Below are 18,362 nucleotides of genomic sequence, written 5' to 3'. Positions count from 1 at the left end.
TCCGGCGGAGTACCCGAAGTGCGCGGCCCTGTCCGCGCGTTCGTGACTCACCGAAGGCAGCCACGCCTTCACTGTCCCGCGACCCGCCCCGCGCCGCGCACCCCGATCGGTGCCGCGCCGCCGGCTCGTCGCGCCCTCCTCGGATCTCACCTGACGAGAGCAGGCTTCGATGGTCCGCGAGCTCACCCACTTCATCGGCGGCAAGCACACCTCAGGCACCTCCGGCCTGTACGCCGACGTCCACGACCCCAACACCGGAGCGGTCCAGGCCAGGGTCCCCCTGGCCGGCCGCGCCGACACCGAGAGGGCCATCGCCGACGCCGAGGTGGCCCAGCGTGAATGGGGCCAGTGGAACCCGCAGCGCCGTGCCCGCGTGCTGCTGCGCTTCCTCCAACTCGTCGAGGGTGAACGCGACGCCCTGGCGCGACTGTTGTCCGCCGAACACGGCAAGACCGTCGCCGACGCGCACGGCGACCTGCAACGCGGCCTGGAGGTGGTCGAGTTCGCCGCCGGGATCCCGCACCTGCTCAAGGGCGAGTTCACCGACAACGCGGGCTCCGGCATCGACGTGCACTCGCTGCGCGTCCCGCTCGGCGTGGTCGCCGGCATCACCCCCTTCAACTTCCCCGCGATGATCCCGCTGTGGCAGGCGGCCCCCGCCCTGGCCTGCGGGAACGCCTTCATCCTCAAGCCCTCCGAACGAGACCCCTCCGTCCCGTTGCGGCTCGCCGAACTCTTCCTGGAGGCGGGCCTGCCGCCCGGCGTCCTCAACGTGGTCAACGGCGGCAAGGAGGCCGTCGACACCCTGCTGGAGGACCCGCGCGTCCAGGCCCTCGGCTTCGTCGGATCCACCCCGATCGCCGCGCACATCTACGCCACCGCCGCCGCCCACGGCAAGCGCGCCCAGTGCTTCGGCGGCGCCAAGAACCACATGATCGTGATGCCGGACGCCGATCTCGACCAGGCCGCCGACGCCCTGATCGGCGCCGGCTACGGCTCCGCGGGCGAACGCTGCATGGCGATCGCCGTCGCCGTCCCCGTGGGGGAGGAGACCGCGGACGCGCTGGTCGCCAAGTTGAAGGAGCGGATCGCCGCCCTGCGCATCGGCACCTCCGACGACCCGGACGCCGACTTCGGCCCGCTCGTCAGCCGCGACGCCCTCGACCGGGTGAACCGCTACGTCGACATCGGCGTGACCGAGGGCGCCGAACTCGTCGTGGACGGACGCGGGTTCACCCTGCCCGGGCACGAGAACGGCTACTTCGCCGGCGCCTCGCTCTTCGACCGGGTCACCCCCCGGATGCGGATCCACCGAGAGGAGATCTTCGGGCCGGTGCTGAGCGTCGTACGCGCCGCCGACTACGAGGAGGCGCTGCGCCTGCCCAGCGAGCACCCCTACGGCAACGGCGTCGCCATCTTCACCCGCGACGGGGACACCGCCCGCGACTTCACCCGGCGGGTGGGCGCCGGCATGGTCGGCGTCAACGTGCCCATCCCCGTCCCGGTCGCCTACCACACCTTCGGCGGCTGGAAGCGCTCCGGCTTCGGAGACCTCAACCAGCACGGCCCCGACTCCATCCGCTTCCACACCCGCACCAAGACCGTCACCACGCGCTGGCCCTCCGGCGTCAAGGAAGGCGCAAGCTTCACCATTCCGACGATGGGGTGACCGGCATGACCACGACCCTGCTCAGCAAGGACCAACTCGCCCTGGCCGAGGTCACCCTCGACTTCGCGCAGGAACAACTCGCCCCGCACGCCATCGCCTGGGACCAGGACAAGCACTTCCCCGTCGACGTGCTCCGCCGCGCCGCCGACCTCGGCCTCGCCGGGATCCACGTACGCGAGGAGTCCGGTGGCTCCGGGCTCACCCGGACCGACGGGGTGCTCGTCCTGGAGGTGCTGGCCACCGGCTGCCCCTCGATCGCCGGCTACCTCTCCATCCACAACATGGTCGCCTGGATGATCGACCGGTACGGGGACCCCGACCAGCGCGAGCGCTGGCTGCCCGGGCTCTGCTCCGCCCGCACCCTCGGCAGCTACTGCCTGACCGAGCCCGGAGCGGGCTCGGACGCCGCCGCGCTGCGCACCCGCGCCGAAAGCGACGGCGAACACTACGTGTTGACCGGCGTGAAACAGTTCATCTCCGGCGCCGGAGCCTCCGACGTGTACGTGGTCCTGGCCCGCACCGGAGCCGACGGGCCGCGCGGAATCTCCGCCTTCGTCGTGGAACGCTCCGACGCGGGGCTCTCCTTCGGCCCCGACGAGCGCAAGATGGGCTGGAACGCCCAACCCACCCGCCAGGTCGTCCTCGACGGGGTGCGGATCCCCGCCACGCGCCGGCTCGGCGCGGAGGGCGACGGGTTCCGCATGGCCATGACCGCCCTCAACGGCGGCCGGCTCGGCATCGCCGCCTGCTCGCTCGGCGGCGCCCAGAGCGCACTGGACCGCAGCCTCGCGCACCTGGCCGACCGCGAGGCGTTCGGAGCCCGCCTGCTCGACGCGCAGGCGCTCCAGTTCCGCCTCGCCGACATGGCCACCGAACTCACCGCCGCCCGCGCCCTGGTCCGCACCGCCGCGCAGGCCCTCGACAACGGCGACCCGCAGGCCGCGCAGCTCTGCGCCATGGCCAAGCGCTTCGCCACCGACACGGGCTTCACCGTCGCCGACCGTGCGCTCCAACTGCACGGCGGATACGGCTACTTGAGCGAGTACGGCATCGAGAAGATCGTCCGCGACCTCCGTGTGCACCAGATCCTGGAAGGGACCAACGAGATCATGCGCGTCATCGTCGCCCGCGGCCTGACGGAGAACCTGCGATGACCGACGCAGCGGACGTCCTGGTTCACGTCGAGGGCCGCACGGGCCGCCTGACCCTCAACCGCCCGAAGGCCCTCAACGCGCTCACTCACCCCATGGTGCTGCGCATCGAGGAAGCCCTGACCGCCTGGCGCGGCGATCCCGCCGTCGAGGCGGTGGTCGTCTCCGGCGCCGGCGAGCGGGGGCTGTGTGCCGGGGGTGACATCCGGGCCATCCACGACGACGCCAGGGCCGGGGGTTCGGCGTCGGCGGACTTCTGGCGGGACGAGTACCGGTTGAACGCGCTCATCGCCCGGTATCCCAAGCCGTACGTGGCGTTGATGGACGGCATCGTGATGGGCGGCGGGGTCGGGATCTCGGGGCACGGCAACGTCCGCATCGTCACCGAACGCTCGCGCGTGGCCATGCCCGAGACCGGCATCGGCTTCGTTCCCGACGTCGGCGGCACCTACCTCCTGGCGCTCGCGCCCGGCGAACTGGGCACCCACCTGGCCCTGACGGGCGCGCCGGTGGGCGCGGCCGACGCGCTGCTGTGCGGCCTCGCGGACCACTTCGTCCCGGCCGATCGGCTCGACCGACTCTCGGCGGACCTCGCGGGTGCGCCCGTGCACGACGCCCTGGCCCTCCACGTCGGTCAGGCCCCTCCCGGGCTGTTGGCCGGAAGGCGCGGGTGGATCGACCACTGCTACGCCGCCGACACCGTCGAGGAGATCGTCGAACGGCTCCTCGCGAGCGGCGAACCCGAGGCCAAGGACGCGGCCGAGACCATCCTGGCCAAGTCGCCCACCGCCCTCAAGGTCACCCTGGCCGCGCTGCGTCGCGCGCGGGAAGCGGGGCCACTGGAAAGGGTGTTGGAACAGGAGTACCGGGTCTCCTGCACGGCCCTGCGCTCGCCCGACCTGGTCGAGGGGATCCGCGCCCAGGTCATCGACAAGGACCGCGCCCCCCGCTGGTCGCCGGCCACCCTCGAAGAGGTCACGGAAGCCGACGTGGCCCGCTTCTTCGCCCCCCTCGACGACGGGCGCGAACTGCGTCTCGCCGCCACCGACTCTCCTCAGGAGGTGCCCTGGTGACCAGCGTCATCGCCTTCATCGGGCTGGGTCACATGGGCGGCCCGATGGCCGCCAACCTCGCCGCGACCGGCCGGCGCGTGATCGGCTTCGACCTCGCCCCCGCCGCGCTGACCTCCGCCATGGCGGCCGGCGTGGAGATCGCGGACTCCGCGGCCGAGGCCGCCGCCGAGGCGGACGTGGTGATCACCATGCTGCCGGCCGGTCGCCATGTCCTGGCCCTCTACCGGGAACAGGGGCTGCTCGCCGCCGCCAAGCCCGGAACCCTGTTCATCGACTGCTCCACCATCGACGTGGAGGACGCCGTCCGAGCCCACGCGGCCGCCGGCGACGCGGGCCACCGGGCACTCGACGCGCCCGTCTCCGGCGGGGTGACGGGCGCCGAGGCCGCGACTCTGACCTTCATGGTCGGCGGCGCCGGGTCCGAGTTCACCGAGGCCGCCCCGCTGCTGGACCTCATGGGCGGCAAGATCGTGCACTGCGGGGGACCGGGCGCCGGACAGGCCGCGAAGATCTGCAACAACATGATCCTGGGCATCTCGATGATCGCGGTCAGCGAGGCCTTCGTCCTGGGCGAGAGCCTCGGCCTGTCCCACCAGGCACTGTACGACGTGGCCTCCACCGCGTCCGGCCAGTGCTGGGCCCTCACCACCAACTGCCCGGTACCCGGCCCGGTTCCGGCCAGCCCCGCCAACCGCGACTACCGCCCCGGCTTCGCCGCACCGCTCATGGCCAAGGACCTCGGGCTCGCCGCCAACGCCCTGCGCGCGGGCGGCATCGACGCCGGACTCGGCGGGCGCGCCGCCGAGATGTACGCCGCGTTCGCCGAAGGGGACGGAGCCACACAGGACTTCTCCGGCATCGTCCACACCCTGCGCGCCACCACCACGCACCGGAACGGACCCACCACGTGACCGAGACCCCCTACGAGACGATCCTCGTCGAGCGCACGGGTCGCACCGCGCTGCTCACCCTCAACCGCCCCAAGGCGCTGAACGCCCTCAACCTTCGGGTCATGACCGAGGTCGTGGCCGCCACCGAGGCCCTGGACCGGGACCCCGACATCGGCTGCATCGTCCTGACCGGCTCGACGAAGGCCTTCGCGGCCGGCGCGGACATCAAGGAGATGCAGCCGCAGGGGTACATGGACATGTACCTCGGCGACTGGTTCACCGCCTGGGACCGACTCGGCGCCCTGCGCACGCCGACCATCGCCGCCGTCTCCGGGTACGCCCTCGGCGGCGGCTGCGAGCTCGCGATGCTCTGCGACATCCTGCTCGCCTCCGACACCGCCGTCTTCGGGCAGCCGGAGATCAAACTCGGCGTCATCCCCGGCATCGGGGGCTCCCAGCGACTGACCCGCGCCGTCGGCAAGGCCAAGGCGATGGAACTCTGCCTGACCGGACGGACGATGGACGCCGTCGAGGCGGAGCGGGCCGGACTGGTCTCCCGCGTCGTCCCGGCCGACGAGCTCCTCACCGAGGCCCTCGCCGTCGCCGCGACGGTGGCCGGCATGTCCGCGCCCGTCGCCATGATGGCGAAGGAGGCCGTGAACCGGGCCTTCGAGACCACCCTCGCCGAAGGCGTCCGCTTCGAACGACGGCTGTTCCACGCGGTGTTCGCGACCGCCGACCAGAAGGAGGGCATGAGCGCCTTCGTGGACAAGCGCGCCGCGGGATTCACCCACCGCTGACCCGGGGGAGCGGGGCCGGCCCGTCAGCGGGCCGGGTCCACGCAGGCGCCCGTCCCGTCCGTGGAGGCGCGCGTCCGCAGGGTCCACGCGTGCCGGCGCACGGTGTCGGGCGCGGCCCGGCCGGCGAGGATGTCGCAGAGCAGTTCCGCGCGGGCCCGACCGTACGCGGCCGGCCCCAGGTCCACCGCCGTCACGGCCGGGTTCGCGCCCTCGCTATTCGAGCATGTGTTCGGTTGTGGGGGTAGGCTGGAACCATGCACGCGCTTCAGGGCTCCCTCTTCGACCAGGCCGACGACATCCGCCTCGGCCCGCTCGCGGCACTGCGCCGCACGGAGCTGGGGGCCGGCGCCTGGGTCGATCACCTGCCCGGCTGGCTGTCCGGCTCCGACGCGCTGTTCGAACGACTCGCCGCCGACGTCCCCTGGCGGGCCGAGCGACGCCGGATGTACGAACGGGACGTGGACGTACCCCGACTGCTCGCTTTCTACGGGGCCGGCGAGGCACTCCCGCACCCCGCGCTCACCGACGCCCGCACGGCGCTGACCGGCCACTACGCCGCCGAACTGGGGGAACCGTTCGTGACGGCCGGACTGTGCCTCTACCGGGACGGCAAGGACAGCGTCGCCTGGCACGGCGACCGGACCGGCCGCTCCGCCACCGAGGACACCATGGTCGCCATCGTCTCCGTGGGAGACCCGCGCGACCTGGCGTTGCGCCCGCGCGAGGGCGGCCCGACCCTGCTGCGGCTGCCGCTGGGGCACGGCGACCTCGTGGTCATGGGCGGCTCCTGCCAGCGCACCATGGAGCACGCGGTGCCCAAGTCCACCCGCGCCGTCGGCCCCCGCGTCAGCATCCAGTTCCGTACCCGAGGCGTCATGTGACGCAGGGGCCCACGCCGACCGGCAGGGCCCACGCCGACTGGCAGGGCCCGGCCCGCCCGGTCGCCCGGCCCGCTCAGCCGTGCGGCCACTCGTGCGTCGTGATCAGCCGCTCCCACCCCGGCGAGGGCCCCGTGCCGAGCAGCAGACAGGCCTCCAGTCCGGCGGCGAACGACGAACGGGGCAGGCTCGTGACCCGGTCCAGCCGCGCCTTCGTGCTGATGCCGAGCAGCCCACCGTCGAGGACGTGGTGCCAGACCTCGGCGTACGGATCGGCCGGCACCGCGATCGACACCGTCGACCTGGCCGGCGCCGTGCGCGGCACCCGGAAGTCCAGCCGGAGCTTGACCACGGGCCTGACCCCGCCGAAACCGGACCACGCGCACCCCACGTCCAACCCCCGGCTCGTCTCCTGCGCCCCCCGCGCGTCGAGCAGCGCGAACGCCTCGCGCAGCGCCGGCGCCGGTCCGTAGGTCCGTTCGTCCTCGTGGACGGTGATGACGAACAACGAGGGCGACGCGTCCGCGTCCGGCGCGACGCCCACCGGGAGGATCACGCAGGCGCCCGCCGCCGGCACCGTCCCGGTGAGGAACTCCTGCCGCTGCCGCTCCTCGTCGTGCGGGGCGAACGTAGGGGTCCGGATCGCCCGACGCTGCGACGGCGGTCCGTACGACCCGTGCCCGCCCGCCGTCGCTGAGGGCCGTACCTCGTGCCCTGTGTGCTGTGCCCGCTGCCGTTCCTCACGTTCCATGGCCGGCCCCCAAGGTTGTGGTCCTCCCAGACTGGCACCCCGCCCGCACCCGGGTACGGTACTCCGGCGCATTCCCCCGCCGAGGACGCGCCGAGGACGCGCCGCCGGCGCGCCGCCCGCGTGCCGGGGGCGCCGCCGGTACGCGGGCGGACGTGGGCTGGCGGGTCGCCGCCGACGGGTGTCCGCTGGAGGGGTGAGCCTCCTCCCCGGGCGCCTCGTGCGCGCAGACCGCTGGTGGGCCGGACTCCCGCCCGCCGCCGGCTCCGCCGTCATGGCCGCCGGGATCCTCTCCATCGGCCTGGAACTGATCGGCCACGACATCCTGTCGCTGGCCGCGCTCGCCGTCGCCGGGGCGCTGTGGCTCGTACTGGCCGCCGACTTCGGCCTCCGCCTGATCGCCGACCGCCGTCGCTTCCGGTCCGAGGCCTACACCCCACCCGCCCTGACGGCCGTCGCCGCCACCACCGTGCTCGGCGCCCGCCTCGCCCAGTCCGGCCTGGAGGTCGTGGCCGCCGGCCTGCTCGCCCTCGCCGCTGCGCTCTGGCCGTTCCTGCTGCACCACGTCCTGCGGCACTGGAAGCGGCGGATGCCGGGAGCGGTCTTCCTCGTCTGCGTGGCCACCCAGGGACTGGCCGTCCTCGCGGCGACGCTGTGCGTCACCCTCCACCAGGACTGGCTCGGCCGGGCGGGACTTGCCTTCTTCTGTCTGGGCGTGCTGCTGTACGGCCTGGCCCTGGCCCGCTTCGACCTCCACGAGGTGACCGGCGGGGCGGGGGACCACTGGGTGGCGGGCGGGGCGCTGTCCATCACCGCCCTCGCGGGCGCCAAGCTCACCGCCGCGCCGATCTGGACGGGGGCGGTGCACACGGGGCTGCGCACGGCCACCCTCGTCGCCCTCGGCCTCTCACTGGCCTGGTACGTCGTCCTGCTCACCGCCGAACTGCGCCGCCCGCGCCCCCGCTACGACATCCGGCGCTGGTCCACCGTCTTCCCCCTCGGCATGACGGCCACCGCCTGCCTGTCGGCCGCCGACCCGACGGGCGTGGCCTGGCTGCGCCCGGTGGGGGAGGTGCTGCTGTGGATCGCCGTGGCCGCCTGCGTGATGACCTGTGCGGCGTTCGCCCTGGACCGGCGCACCACCGGCGCGCACTGAGGGCGACGTACGCACCGGTCGGCGACCGGCCGACGTCCGAGCCCCTCGGCGACCGGTGCGCGGCTACGTTCCGGCGGGCTCCGGACCGGGCTCCGGACCGGAGCCCGCGCCGCGCAGACCCAGCGCGGCCACCCAGGCCAGCAGGACGAGCGCCGCCAGCAACGCCCAGCGGGAGCCGTGGTTCAGGGTCAGCAGCCCGCCGCACAGCGCCCCGCAGAGCAACGCCACCACCGAGACCACCCGGCGTACCGACGCGGGACCCCAGGAGTCGACCGCCAGCCCCGTCAACGTACGGGTGACCACGGTCGTGGTGAGGTCCGGGACGGAGAGCCGGTGGACGACGGCGTTCTGCAGGCCCATGCCGAGCGCGAGCAGTCCGACCAGGAGCAGTTGCCCGCCGCCGGTCACGGACACGGCGAACGCCCCCGCCACCAACACCGCCTGTACCGCCACCAGCGGCCCGAACAGTCCCTTCCCGCCGCCGGCCCCGGACCGGCGCAACCGTCCGGCGGCCCACGCCCCCAGCAGGAACGCGGCGAGGGCCAGGATCGACGCGGCGCCGGACAGCTCCCGGTCACCGGCCAGGGCGAAGCCGAGCAGGGCCACGTTCCCCGTCATGTTGGCGACGAACACGTGGTCGAGACCGAGGTAGCTCACGGCGTCCACCAGACCGCTCACGAAGGTCAAAACGACCAGCAGTGGCGGCACCAGCCCGTGCGGCCGGGCGGCTCCGCCGCCGCCGTCCCCCGCCGGAGGGAACACCGGAGGGAACAGTCGGTCCGCGAACGCCCGCAGGATCCCGCCCCGGTCGTTCCCCGCGCGGTCGGATCCCATCCGGTGCCCCCATGAGGCGCAGTGGCCGATGACGTCCGGCGGACGAAGCCCGAACACGTGCCGGAAACGGTACCGATCACCGGGGCGCCGAAGGCGAAACGACGCGGCTGACGTTCCTGTGGCGCGCCCGCGCACCGCTCAGTAGGGTCCCTGCATGGCCTACACGTTTCAGGTGACCGTCGACTCGACCGACCCGCACCCGCTCGCCGACTGGTGGGCCGACGCCCTCGGATGGGAAGTGGAGCCCAGTGACGAGGCGTTCATCCGCAGCATGATCGAGGCCGGACACGCCACCGACGACGACACCACCACCCACCGCGGCGTCCTCGTCTGGAAGGCGGGGGCCGGGATCCGCCACCCGGACGGGCTGGAGGTCGCGCCCCGGATCCTCTTCCAGCTCGTACCCGAGGCCAAGACGGTCAAGAACCGCGTCCACTTGGACGTGCGCACCGGACCCGACCACGAGGCCGTGGTCGAGCGTCTCGTCGCCAAGGGCGCCAAGCGCCTCCACGAAGGCCGCCAGGGGCCGAGCGTCTGGACCACCCTCCTCGACCCGCAGGGCAATGAGCTCTGCATCTCGCGATAGCCCGCGGAACCCGCACGCCACCGAGGAACCCCTGATCAGCCCGGGTATCCGACCATAATTGACTATCGGCGCACGTCTCCCGCACGAGAGAATGCGGCATCTCGAACCGGGAGGAACCCCATGAGCCAGGACCACCTGACTCTTCACGCACTGCTGCCCGCCCAGGATCTCGCCGCGGCCATCGACGCCGGGTACGTGACGCGCAAGTCGCACCCCGAACTGCCGCTGTCCATCTACACGTACACGCGCACCGCTCAGTACGAGCAGGTCTGGAACCAGGTCACCAGGCGTTGCCGCGGTCTCGTCGCCGACGACACCACCGGGCGGATCGTCGCCCTGCCGCTGCCGAAGTTCTTCAACGTCGGCGAGCACGAGTCCGGCCAACCGTACGCCCCCGCACTGCCCGACGAGCCGTTCGAGGTCTACGACAAGGTCGACGGCAGCCTCGCCGTGGTCTTCCACTACGCCGACCGGTGGCGGGTCGCGTCCAAGGGTTCCTTCATCAGCACCCAGGCGACCTGGGCGCAGCGCCGGCTCGACGGCCTGGACACCTCGGCGCTCGTGCCGGGCGTCACCTACCTCGCCGAGATCCTGTACCCGCAGAACCGGATCGTCGTCGACTACGGCGAGCGCCGCGACCTGGTGCTCCTCGCCGCGTTCGGCGCGGACGGCACCGAGGTGCCGCTCGCCGAGGCCGCCGCGCACTGGGCGCCCGTCGGCGCCGTCGTCAAGGTGTGGCCCGCCATGCCCCTGGCCGAACTCGTCGCGCTGACCGAGGCCAACACCCTGCTCGGAGGTGGCACGTCCACCGGCACCGACGCCGAGGGGTACGTGCTGCGCTTCGCGTCGGGCGTCCGGGCCAAGGCCAAGATCGCCGAGTACGTGCGCCTGCACAGGGTGCTCACCGGCGTCAACGAGCGGGACATCTGGCGCAGCCACGGCGTGCAGCGCTTCGCCGGCCTGCCCGCGAAGGAGCTGGCCCAGGGCCTGCAGTGCACCGTCGCCGACCTCCAGGCCTGGGGCGGCAAGCCGCTCGACGCGCTGTTGGCGCAGGTCCCGGACGAGTTCGACGCCTGGGTCCGCAAGGTCATCGACCGGCTGGAGGCGGCCGCGGCGGAGCGCGAGCGCACCATCGACGAGGCCTTCGCCGGCCTGGCGCACCTGGCCGCCGACCGGGGCGCCTTCGCGCGCGCCGCCAAGCAGCTGCCCGCCGGCATCCTGCGCTCCACCATGTTCCTGCGGCTCGACGGGAAGTCGACCGAACTGGTCACCTGGCGTTCCCTGCGGCCGGACACCTCCGTCCCCTTCCTGACGGACGAGGAGAACGCGCCCAGGCCCGGGGACGGCGCGAAGACGGTGCCCGCGCAGGTCAGGTCGGCGGCGGCGGGCAGGCCGGTCACCCCGGTCGCCGCGCGTGCGGCCACCGCGCCGTCGGCGACCGCCTCGTCGGCCGCGCGCCCCTCCGCCACCGGCCCCTCGGCCACCCGGCCGTCGGCCGGCGAGCCGTCGGCCGGCGAGCCCGGTCCGGCGGCGGGCGAACCCCCGGCGGCCGACGCGCCGCCCGTGCGTCCCCTGCCCGTGGTCCACGTCATGACGGGCCTGCCCGCCTCCGGCAAGACCACCGCCGCACGCGCCCTGCAGGCCGAGTCCGGCGGCCGGATGCGACGCGTCAACCTGGACGACCTCCGGGGCATGCTCGACGGGCACGACCACGGGCGCGGCCACTCGTACAAGCACGAGCAGACCGTCCTGGAGATCCAGGACGCGGCGCTGCGCGCGGCGGTCGAGGGGGGCTTCGACGTCGTCGTGGACAACACCCACCTCACCCCGAACATCCCCAAGCGGCTCAAGGCGGCCGTCGGCGGGCGCGCCACCTTCGTCGTGCACGACTTCACCGACGTGCCGCTGGAGGAGTGCCTGCGTCGGGACGCCGCCCGCGAGCGACAGGTCGGCGAGGAGATCATCCGGATCCTGGCCGACAAGCACGCCAAGTCCCGCAAGGGCGGCTGGAAGCTCACCGCCGAGTGGCTGAACGACCAGCCCCCCGTCGAGCCGTACGTCGCCGACCCGTCGCTGCCCTCCGCCGTGATGTGCGACATAGACGGGACGCTCGCCCTGATCGGCGATCGGGGACCGTACGACTTCACGCGCTGCGAACTCGACCGGCTCAACGACTCCGTGCGGGGCGCGCTCGACGCCTTCCGGCGGGCCCACGGGGACGTCATCGTGCTGCTGTCCGGACGCGGCGAGGAACACCGCCCGCAGACGGAGTCCTGGCTGCGGCGCCACCAGGTGCCGTACGACGAGCTGTGGATGCGCGCGGCCGGCGACACCCGCCGCGACGACGTCGTCAAGGCCGAGCTGTTCGACGCGCACGTGCGCCACCGCTACGCGGTACGCGTCTCGCTCGACGACCGGGACCGGGTGGTCGCGGTCTGGCGCCGGATGGGCCTGCCCACCTGGCAGGTCAACTACGGCGACTTCTGATCCGGCGACTTCTGACACGGCGATTTCTGACGGAGGGCAGCCACCGTGACCGCGACCGGCACCGTGTTGATCGTCGACGGGGCGAACGTCGTCGGGTCCGTCCCGGACGGCTGGTGGCGCGACCGTCGGGGCGCCGCCGAGCGGCTGCGGGACCGGCTCGCGGAACGGGACGCCGGCGAGGAGATCGTCCTGGTCGTCGAGGGAGCCGCCCGGGGCGTCGAGTCCGTGCCGGGCGTACGCGTGGACTCCGCGCCCGGGAGCGGCGACGACCGGATCGTGGAACTCGTCGCGGCCCACGCGGGGCGCGACCGCGTCGTGGTCACGGCCGACCGGGAACTGCGCTCGCGCGTCGAGGCGTACGGCGCGCGCTGCGCGGGACCGCGCACCGTGCGCCCCGCGGACTGATCCGGACCGCCCGTACGACGGCCGAGGGTCCGGCCCCCCGTGAGCGGGGGACCGGACCCTCGGCCGTCAGGGCGTGGGAGCCACCGATCAGTTGCGGCACCACTTCACGGGGGAGAGGTTGTCGACGTAGCGGGCGGAGACCCAGCGGTCCTTGCGGTCCTTGTGGTTCATCCGCTCGGTGCGGTCCTCGTCCTCGTTCATGCCGTCGTTGCCGTTCTCACGGTCCCGGTCGGCCAGCAGGTACCAGATGTTGTTGCCCTCGACCCGCTCGCCGCGGGTCTTGCACTCCAGGGCGAGCTTCTGGTGCGGCTGGACCTTGCCCAGGACGTACGCGCGGGTGCTCGGCTTGCTGCGGACCTTCAGCGGGCCGCGCGAGACGACCTTGCCCCAGACGTGGCGCGGGCGGTCGTAGTCACCGTCGTAGTCGTCGTCGTCACCGTCGAGGATCACCTTCTCGTGCCCCGACATGTCGTCCATCGGGCCCTCGTCGGCGATGGCGGTGCCCGCGCCGACCAGGCCGAGCACCAGGCCTCCGGTGGCGAGAGCGAGGATGGTCCTGGTGGGCTTCAGCATGAGCCGGCTCCTCTGCAAAGACATCCGCCCGACCGCGACGAGCAGGCCGGGCGGCAACCTGGCGGTTGCCACGGACGACTATGACCACGCGGCACCCCCGGACTCCGGCGACGCACCGCCGTTTAGCCCGAAATGCCCAATGTGCCGCCCGCGTCGCGTCGGACCGCCCACCGGCCGCCCGCCGGCCCGGTCCGCCGCCCGACGGCCGCCGGGATGCGCGGCACGGCCCGCGGATCCAGAGTGGGACGCATGGGAATCGAAGACTACGGCGGCGGCCCCGGCGCCGAGCAGACCGGTGTCATGGTGGTGACGACCAACGACGTGCCCGGCTACCGGGTGGAGCGGGTCATCGGTGAGGTCTTCGGCCTCACCGTGCGCTCCCGACACCTGGGCAGCCAGATCGGCGCGGGCCTGAAGTCCATGATCGGGGGCGAGCTCAAGGGGCTGACCAAGACCCTGGTGGAGACCCGCAACCAGGCGATGGAGCGGCTCATCGAACAGGCGAAGGCGCGCGGCGGCAACGCCGTGCTGATGATGCGGTTCGACGTGACCGAGGCCGCCGACGTCGGCACCGAGGTGTGCGCGTACGGCACGGCCGTCGTCCTGGTACCCGCCGGCTGAACCGGCGGCGCACGTAAGTCCAGGACGGGGCCCCGCTTTGTCCATGGGCCTTCCCCGCCCCGGTCCGCAAGCTGTCAGAACAGTGAGCGGACCGCAGGGCTCCGGAGCCGTGCGGTCTTCCGCGAGGAAGCGCCGACTCCCGGAGGCCCGATGCGCATCCCCCTCTGGCCGGCCGCGGCAGCGGTCGCCGGTCTCATCGCCACCCTCGTCGTCACCCCACCCGTGTCGGCCGCCCCGCAGGCCGCGCCCGTGACCATCACCTCACCCGAACTGGCCGTCAGGGTGGACCCCGCCTTCCCCCGCGTCGTCGACTACACCCGGCGCGCCACGGGGGACGCGCTGAACGGCAACGAGGACCCGATCACCACCCTCCTCGTCAACGGGACCGCCTACACCCCCACCGTCACCTCGACGCCCTCCGGCTCCGCCGTGGACTACGTCCTGACCTTCTCCGGAGTCACCGTCAGATCCCGTCTGTCGGTGACCGGTTCGGTCGTCGAGTTCCGGGTCACCGCGATCGAGGACACCGCAGACCTGCGCGTACGCACCCTCGCCATCCCCGACCACAACCTCGTCAGCGTCCGGAGCGACCAGCCGGGTGCCGCCCTGGCCACGGCCGTCATGCACACCGCGACCACCGGAACCGGGGACACCTTCACCCCGATCACCGCCTCCACCCCCGCGGACCCCGCCGCGACCACCGTGATGTACGGCCTGGTCAACACCGGCAGGCTGGCCGCTGCCATCGACTCGAACTCCCTCTACGACCAGCCCTCGGGCGGCACCGCCCGCGAGAACGGGCGCATCGCCCGACAGATCGTCGCCAAGGGCTCCCACCGGCGCGCCGGCCTGTGGAGCGGCGCCTGGCTCCACCGGGCCGCCGGCGCCGCCGACTCCGAGACCGAGCCGCTCCCGTACGCCCGGGTCGCGGTCACCGCCGACCGCAACGCCGACTCCGTCGTCGACTGGCAGGACGCCGCCGTCGCCCACCGCGACATCTGGACCCCGCCGACCGGCTGGCAGGACACCGCGAACCGGGTCGTCCAGCGCATCCCCTTCAACTTCGCCTCCCAGGCCACCCACCCCTTCGCCCAGACCCTCGACGAGACCAAACGGGTCAACCTGGCCACGGACGGCCTCGGCCAGTTCGTCCTGCTCAAGGGGTACGCCTCCGAAGGCCACGACTCGGCGCACATGGACTACGCGAACATCGGCTCCAAGCAGGGCGGCGCCGTCGACCTGAACACCCTCACCACCGCCGGCCACGCCTACAACGCCGACTTCGGGGTGCACGTCAACGCCACCGAGGAGTACCCGGTCTCCGCCACGTTCGACCCGGCACGCCAGACCGGCGGCCTCGGCTGGGACTGGCTCGACCAGTCGTACTACGTGGACACCCGCCGGGACGGCCAGTCCGGGCAGCGCCTCAAGCGGCTCCGGGACCTCAAGGCGGCCGCTCCCGGTCTGGACTTCCTCTACGTCGACGTCTGGTACGGCGACGGCTACGTCTCCCGCGCGCTCCAGCGCGAGATCGGCTCCCTCGGCTTCCAGCTGGCCACGGAGTTCCCCCAGACCCTCACCGGACAGTCCCTGTGGCACCACTGGGCGGCCGACGTCGACTACGGCGGCACCGACCTGAAGGGCGTCAACTCGACCATCGCCCGCTTCATCGCCAACCACGCCAAGGACGACTGGATCGCCCGCCACCCGCTGCTCGGCGGCGCCGAGGTCACCGCGTACGAGGGCTGGAAGGGCAAGACCGACTTCACTGCGTTCCTCAGGACCACCTTCGCCACCAACCTGCCGACGAAGTACCTCCAGCGGTCGCCGATCGTGAAGTGGACCGCCGACACCGTCACCCTCGCCGACGGCACCACCGTCACCGGTGCGGGCGGCACCCGCACCATCACCACCGACGGCCGGACCGTGTTGCGCGGGTCGAACTTCCTGCTCCCGCGCGACGGCAAGCTGTACCACTGGAACGACACGGGCGGCGCCACCACCTGGACCCTCCCCGCCGGCTGGACGGCGCCCAGACTGCACCGACTGACCGACACCGGACGGCAGTTCGTGGCAGACCTGCCCGTCACCGCGGGCCGGATCACCCTCGACGCCGCCGCGAGGACCGCGTACGTCGTCACCGACGGCCCCGCCCCGGCCCAGGCCGACCCGCAGTGGGGCGAGGGCACCCCCGTCAAGGACCCCTCCTTCCACTCGGGCGACCTGACCGCCTGGAGCGTCACCGGGACCGGCGCCACCGTCACCCGCAACGCCCGGGGGCAGAACGAGCTGACCATGGCCGCCGGGACCTCGCCCGCCGTCTCCCAACGACTCACCGGTCTCACCCCCGGCACGTACGCGGCCTCCGTGTGGGTCACCACCCCGACGGGCCGGGCCGCCACCCTCGCCGTCACCCCGACCGGCGGCGCCGCGGCCTCCGTGTACGCCGACTCCTCACCGCTCACCGACAACCTCGGCGGCAGCGACAAGAACGGCACCACCTCACAGCGGATGAAGGTGCTCTTCGACGTCCCCGCCGGCCGGGACTCGGCCACCCTCACCCTCTCGGCGGCCACCGGACCCGGCACGGTCGTGCTCGACGACGTGCGCGTGGTCCGCTCCGCCCGCACGCCGCTCGGCGGCCACTGGTTCGCGGAGGACTTCGAGCACGTCGACGCGGGCTGGGGCCCCTTCGCCTTCGGCGGCGCGGGCGGCTCGGCCACGGATCCCCGCACCCACATCGCGCAGCGCAACGCCCCTTACACGCAAGCCGGTTGGAACGGAAAGCTGGTCGACGACGTGATCGGCGGACAGAACTCCCTCAAGTCGCACGAGGAGCGGCCCGGCCTCGTGTACCGCACCCTCCCGCAGACGCTGCGGCTGACCGCGGGCCGTTCCTACCGGGTCGACTTCCGCTACGAGAACGGGTTCGCCGGCGACTACCGGTTCGTCGTCGGCTCCGGCACGACGGAGAGCGCCACCGCCCTCGGTCAGGCCCGCACCGCCACCACCTTCACCAAGACCTTCACCGCCGGGGCCGACGCATGGTTCGGCGTACGGAAGGTCACCGCCGAGGACTCCCACGACCAGGCCGACCTCATCCTCGACGACCTCACCGTCGACGACCTCGGTCCGGGCGCCGGCGGCGAACTGCTCGTGCCTCAGGACCGGATGAGGGTCGAGGCGGTCGACAGCGAGGAGACCGCCGCCGAGAACGGCGCGGCCGCCAACGTCCTCGACGGCGACGCCTCCACCTTCTGGCACACCCGCTGGTACGGCGGCGCCGCGCCGATGCCGCACGAGATCACCCTTGACCTGGGCGCCGCCTACAACGTGTCGGCCCTGCACGCCCTGCCCCGGCAGGCGCAGAGCAACGGCCGGATCGCCGACTTCCAGGTGTTCACCTCGATCGACGGGGTGAACTGGGGCGCGGCGGCCGCCTCCGGGACCTTCCCGGACGGCGCCGCGCGACAGGACGTCACCTTCGCCCCCCGAACGGCCCGCCACGTCAGGCTCCGGGCGACGCGGGAGGTGAACGGCAACCCGTGGACCTCGATGGCGGAACTCGACGTCGGCTACCGGCCCTGAGGGTCGGGCGGCGGCTGCCGCCGCTGAAGTGACTGCCGGCCGCGGAACCGGACCGGAGCCATGCCCACCCGGCGGCTGAAGAGCCGGCTGAAGTACGCGGGGTCCTCGTAGCCGACCCGCCGGGCGATCCCGGCCACCGGCAGGTCGGTACGGGCCAGCAGCTCCTTCGCCCGGCTCAGACGGATCCCCAGGAGGTACTCCTTGACCCCCTCGCCGGTGGCACGCCGCACCGCCCCGCGCAGCTCCGCCAGCGTGATCCCGAGCCGCGCCGCGTGCTCCGCCACCGAGATCGGCAACAGCGCGTCCCGGGCCAGCGCGTCCATCACCGCGTCCCCGTGCCGGGACACCTCGGCGCGGGCGTAGCGCAGGGCCACCAGCAGGGCGTGCACCCCGGCGGCGGCCTCCACCTCCAGCAGCGGGCCGCCCCGCCGGGCCGCCCGGACGATCCCGTCGACCACGTGCCGTACCCCGGCCGTGTCGCTCAGCGGCACGACCGGCCGGTCCGGGGTGACGTAGCCCAGGTCCGTGTACGCCTCCACGCCACGGCCGGCGAAGTCCACGAAGCACTCGTCCCAGCCGCCGTCGCCCGGATCGGGCCCGTAGTGGTGCTCGACCCCCGGTACCAGCCACAGCAGCGCCGGCGCGGTCACGGGCTGCGGCGGCCGGCCGGCATGACCGAACCAGCCCCGGCCGCGACTGACCACCACCGCCACGTGGTGGTCCAACACCCGCGGGCCCACGACCGGCAGCGCCCCTTCCTGCACTCCCACGCCGAGGCAGACGAGGCCCAGCCGGCGGTGGTTGGCGGTCGGCGACAGGTAACGCATCCAACTGCTGTACGGGGGGCCGCTGTACGAGGTACCGCTGTATGAGGAACCGCTGTACGGGAGCGTCGACATCTGC

General features: G+C 73.1%; 17 protein-coding genes. 12 read left to right on the top strand and 5 right to left on the bottom strand.

Annotated features, from left to right (window positions below; all coding sequences use genetic code 11):
* The first annotated feature begins 169 nt into the window (after positions 1-169).
* Genes OG906_RS06020 through OG906_RS06000 form a run of 5 tightly spaced genes read left to right on the top strand, consistent with a single transcriptional unit; the run spans position 170 to position 5,583 of the window.
* Entirely contained in the window at positions 170-1,669 is a 1,500-nt protein-coding gene (locus OG906_RS06020) for a CoA-acylating methylmalonate-semialdehyde dehydrogenase (RefSeq protein ID WP_329440713.1), read from the top strand.
* 5 nt (positions 1,670-1,674) lie between these two features.
* Positions 1,675-2,823, top strand: coding sequence for an acyl-CoA dehydrogenase family protein (locus OG906_RS06015; RefSeq protein WP_329440711.1), 1,149 nt, complete (start codon positions 1,675-1,677; stop codon positions 2,821-2,823).
* The gene (locus OG906_RS06010) at positions 2,820-3,893 is read left to right on the top strand and encodes an enoyl-CoA hydratase/isomerase family protein (protein ID WP_329440709.1); all 1,074 of its coding nucleotides are present in this window, start codon (positions 2,820-2,822) and stop codon (positions 3,891-3,893) included. The genes OG906_RS06015 and OG906_RS06010 overlap by 4 nt, the downstream gene beginning before the upstream one ends.
* On the top strand, positions 3,890-4,804 hold the full coding sequence (mmsB, locus tag OG906_RS06005; RefSeq protein WP_329440707.1) for a 3-hydroxyisobutyrate dehydrogenase: 915 nt from the start codon (positions 3,890-3,892) through the stop codon (positions 4,802-4,804). Before OG906_RS06010 ends, mmsB begins: the two co-directional genes overlap by 4 nt.
* Positions 4,801-5,583: an enoyl-CoA hydratase gene (locus tag OG906_RS06000; RefSeq protein ID WP_329440705.1), complete on the top strand. Its 783-nt coding sequence runs from the start codon at positions 4,801-4,803 to the stop codon at positions 5,581-5,583. Before mmsB ends, OG906_RS06000 begins: the two co-directional genes overlap by 4 nt.
* Positions 5,584-5,606: 23 nt before the next feature.
* On the opposite strand, the gene OG906_RS05995 is transcribed toward OG906_RS06000, so the two are convergent.
* A complete protein-coding gene (locus tag OG906_RS05995; protein ID WP_443067358.1) occupies positions 5,607-5,777 on the bottom strand; it encodes a hypothetical protein in 171 nt (56 codons plus the stop codon).
* 60 nt (positions 5,778-5,837) lie between these two features.
* Between OG906_RS05995 and OG906_RS05990 the strand changes: the two genes are divergently transcribed.
* Entirely contained in the window at positions 5,838-6,464 is a 627-nt protein-coding gene (locus OG906_RS05990) for an alpha-ketoglutarate-dependent dioxygenase AlkB (RefSeq protein ID WP_329440703.1), read from the top strand.
* 73 nt (positions 6,465-6,537) lie between these two features.
* On the opposite strand, the gene OG906_RS05985 is transcribed toward OG906_RS05990, so the two are convergent.
* Positions 6,538-7,212 carry a hypothetical protein gene (locus tag OG906_RS05985; protein ID WP_329440702.1) on the bottom strand — a complete coding sequence of 225 codons (675 nt, stop codon included), beginning with the start codon at positions 7,210-7,212 and terminating at the stop codon, positions 6,538-6,540.
* Positions 7,213-7,405: 193 nt separating this feature from the next.
* Here OG906_RS05985 and OG906_RS05980 point away from each other — a divergent pair, with 193 nt between their 5' ends.
* A complete protein-coding gene (locus OG906_RS05980; RefSeq protein ID WP_329440700.1) occupies positions 7,406-8,365 on the top strand; it encodes a tellurite resistance/C4-dicarboxylate transporter family protein in 960 nt (319 codons plus the stop codon).
* Between the two features lie 63 nt (positions 8,366-8,428).
* Here OG906_RS05980 and OG906_RS05975 read toward each other — a convergent pair whose 3' ends face one another.
* A complete protein-coding gene (locus OG906_RS05975) occupies positions 8,429-9,199 on the bottom strand; it encodes a YoaK family protein (RefSeq protein WP_329440698.1) in 771 nt (256 codons plus the stop codon).
* A gap of 154 nt (positions 9,200-9,353) precedes the next feature.
* Here OG906_RS05975 and OG906_RS05970 point away from each other — a divergent pair, with 154 nt between their 5' ends.
* From OG906_RS05970 to OG906_RS05960, 3 genes are all read left to right on the top strand, one after another.
* Positions 9,354-9,785 (top strand): VOC family protein, encoded by a 432-nt coding sequence (locus tag OG906_RS05970; RefSeq protein ID WP_329440697.1) that lies wholly within the window; start codon positions 9,354-9,356, stop codon positions 9,783-9,785.
* 120 nt (positions 9,786-9,905) lie between these two features.
* On the top strand, positions 9,906-12,272 hold the full coding sequence (locus OG906_RS05965; RefSeq protein WP_329440695.1) for a phosphatase domain-containing protein: 2,367 nt from the start codon (positions 9,906-9,908) through the stop codon (positions 12,270-12,272).
* Between the two features lie 45 nt (positions 12,273-12,317).
* Positions 12,318-12,677 (top strand): NTP pyrophosphohydrolase, encoded by a 360-nt coding sequence (locus OG906_RS05960; protein WP_267826700.1) that lies wholly within the window; start codon positions 12,318-12,320, stop codon positions 12,675-12,677.
* 87 nt (positions 12,678-12,764) lie between these two features.
* Here the strand turns inward: OG906_RS05960 and OG906_RS05955 are convergent, their stop codons facing one another.
* Positions 12,765-13,250, bottom strand: coding sequence for a hypothetical protein (locus tag OG906_RS05955; protein ID WP_329440694.1), 486 nt, complete (start codon positions 13,248-13,250; stop codon positions 12,765-12,767).
* Between the two features lie 249 nt (positions 13,251-13,499).
* On the opposite strand from OG906_RS05955, the gene OG906_RS05950 reads away from it, so the two are divergent.
* Both OG906_RS05950 and OG906_RS05945 read left to right on the top strand, forming a co-directional pair.
* Entirely contained in the window at positions 13,500-13,871 is a 372-nt protein-coding gene (locus OG906_RS05950; RefSeq protein ID WP_267826701.1) for a YbjQ family protein, read from the top strand.
* A gap of 150 nt (positions 13,872-14,021) precedes the next feature.
* Positions 14,022-17,459, top strand: a complete 3,438-nt coding sequence (locus tag OG906_RS05945) for an endo-alpha-N-acetylgalactosaminidase family protein (RefSeq protein WP_329440690.1) — start codon at positions 14,022-14,024, stop codon at positions 17,457-17,459.
* Here the strand turns inward: OG906_RS05945 and OG906_RS05940 are convergent.
* On the bottom strand, positions 17,447-18,358 hold the full coding sequence (locus OG906_RS05940; RefSeq protein WP_329440688.1) for a helix-turn-helix domain-containing protein: 912 nt from the start codon (positions 18,356-18,358) through the stop codon (positions 17,447-17,449). The two genes, OG906_RS05945 and OG906_RS05940, sit on opposite strands and share 13 nt — an antisense overlap.
* Positions 18,359-18,362 lie beyond the last annotated feature (4 nt).

This window comes from Streptomyces sp. NBC_01426 (genome assembly GCF_036231985.1).
Classification (GTDB): domain Bacteria; phylum Actinomycetota; class Actinomycetes; order Streptomycetales; family Streptomycetaceae; genus Streptomyces.
Note: the sequence above shows the minus strand (reverse complement) of the source record. Positions and strands in the feature narration are given on the sequence as shown.

What these genes read in the sequence shown, in the direction of transcription:
- OG906_RS06020 (WP_329440713.1), top strand. Translation starts at nt 170, where the DNA reads ATGGTCCGCGAGCTCACCCACTTCATCGGCGGCAAGCACACCTCAGGC.
- OG906_RS06015 (WP_329440711.1), top strand. Translation starts at nt 1,675, where the DNA reads ATGACCACGACCCTGCTCAGCAAGGACCAACTCGCCCTGGCCGAGGTC.
- OG906_RS06010 (WP_329440709.1), top strand. Translation starts at nt 2,820, where the DNA reads ATGACCGACGCAGCGGACGTCCTGGTTCACGTCGAGGGCCGCACGGGC.
- OG906_RS05990 (WP_329440703.1), top strand. Translation starts at nt 5,838, where the DNA reads ATGCACGCGCTTCAGGGCTCCCTCTTCGACCAGGCCGACGACATCCGC.
- OG906_RS05985 (WP_329440702.1), bottom strand. Translation starts at nt 7,212, where the DNA reads ATGGAACGTGAGGAACGGCAGCGGGCACAGCACACAGGGCACGAGGTA.
- OG906_RS05975 (WP_329440698.1), bottom strand. Translation starts at nt 9,199, where the DNA reads ATGGGATCCGACCGCGCGGGGAACGACCGGGGCGGGATCCTGCGGGCG.
- OG906_RS05970 (WP_329440697.1), top strand. Translation starts at nt 9,354, where the DNA reads ATGGCCTACACGTTTCAGGTGACCGTCGACTCGACCGACCCGCACCCG.
- OG906_RS05965 (WP_329440695.1), top strand. Translation starts at nt 9,906, where the DNA reads ATGAGCCAGGACCACCTGACTCTTCACGCACTGCTGCCCGCCCAGGAT.
- OG906_RS05955 (WP_329440694.1), bottom strand. Translation starts at nt 13,250, where the DNA reads ATGCTGAAGCCCACCAGGACCATCCTCGCTCTCGCCACCGGAGGCCTG.
- OG906_RS05950 (WP_267826701.1), top strand. Translation starts at nt 13,500, where the DNA reads ATGGGAATCGAAGACTACGGCGGCGGCCCCGGCGCCGAGCAGACCGGT.
- OG906_RS05945 (WP_329440690.1), top strand. Translation starts at nt 14,022, where the DNA reads ATGCGCATCCCCCTCTGGCCGGCCGCGGCAGCGGTCGCCGGTCTCATC.
- OG906_RS05940 (WP_329440688.1), bottom strand. Translation starts at nt 18,358, where the DNA reads ATGTCGACGCTCCCGTACAGCGGTTCCTCATACAGCGGTACCTCGTAC.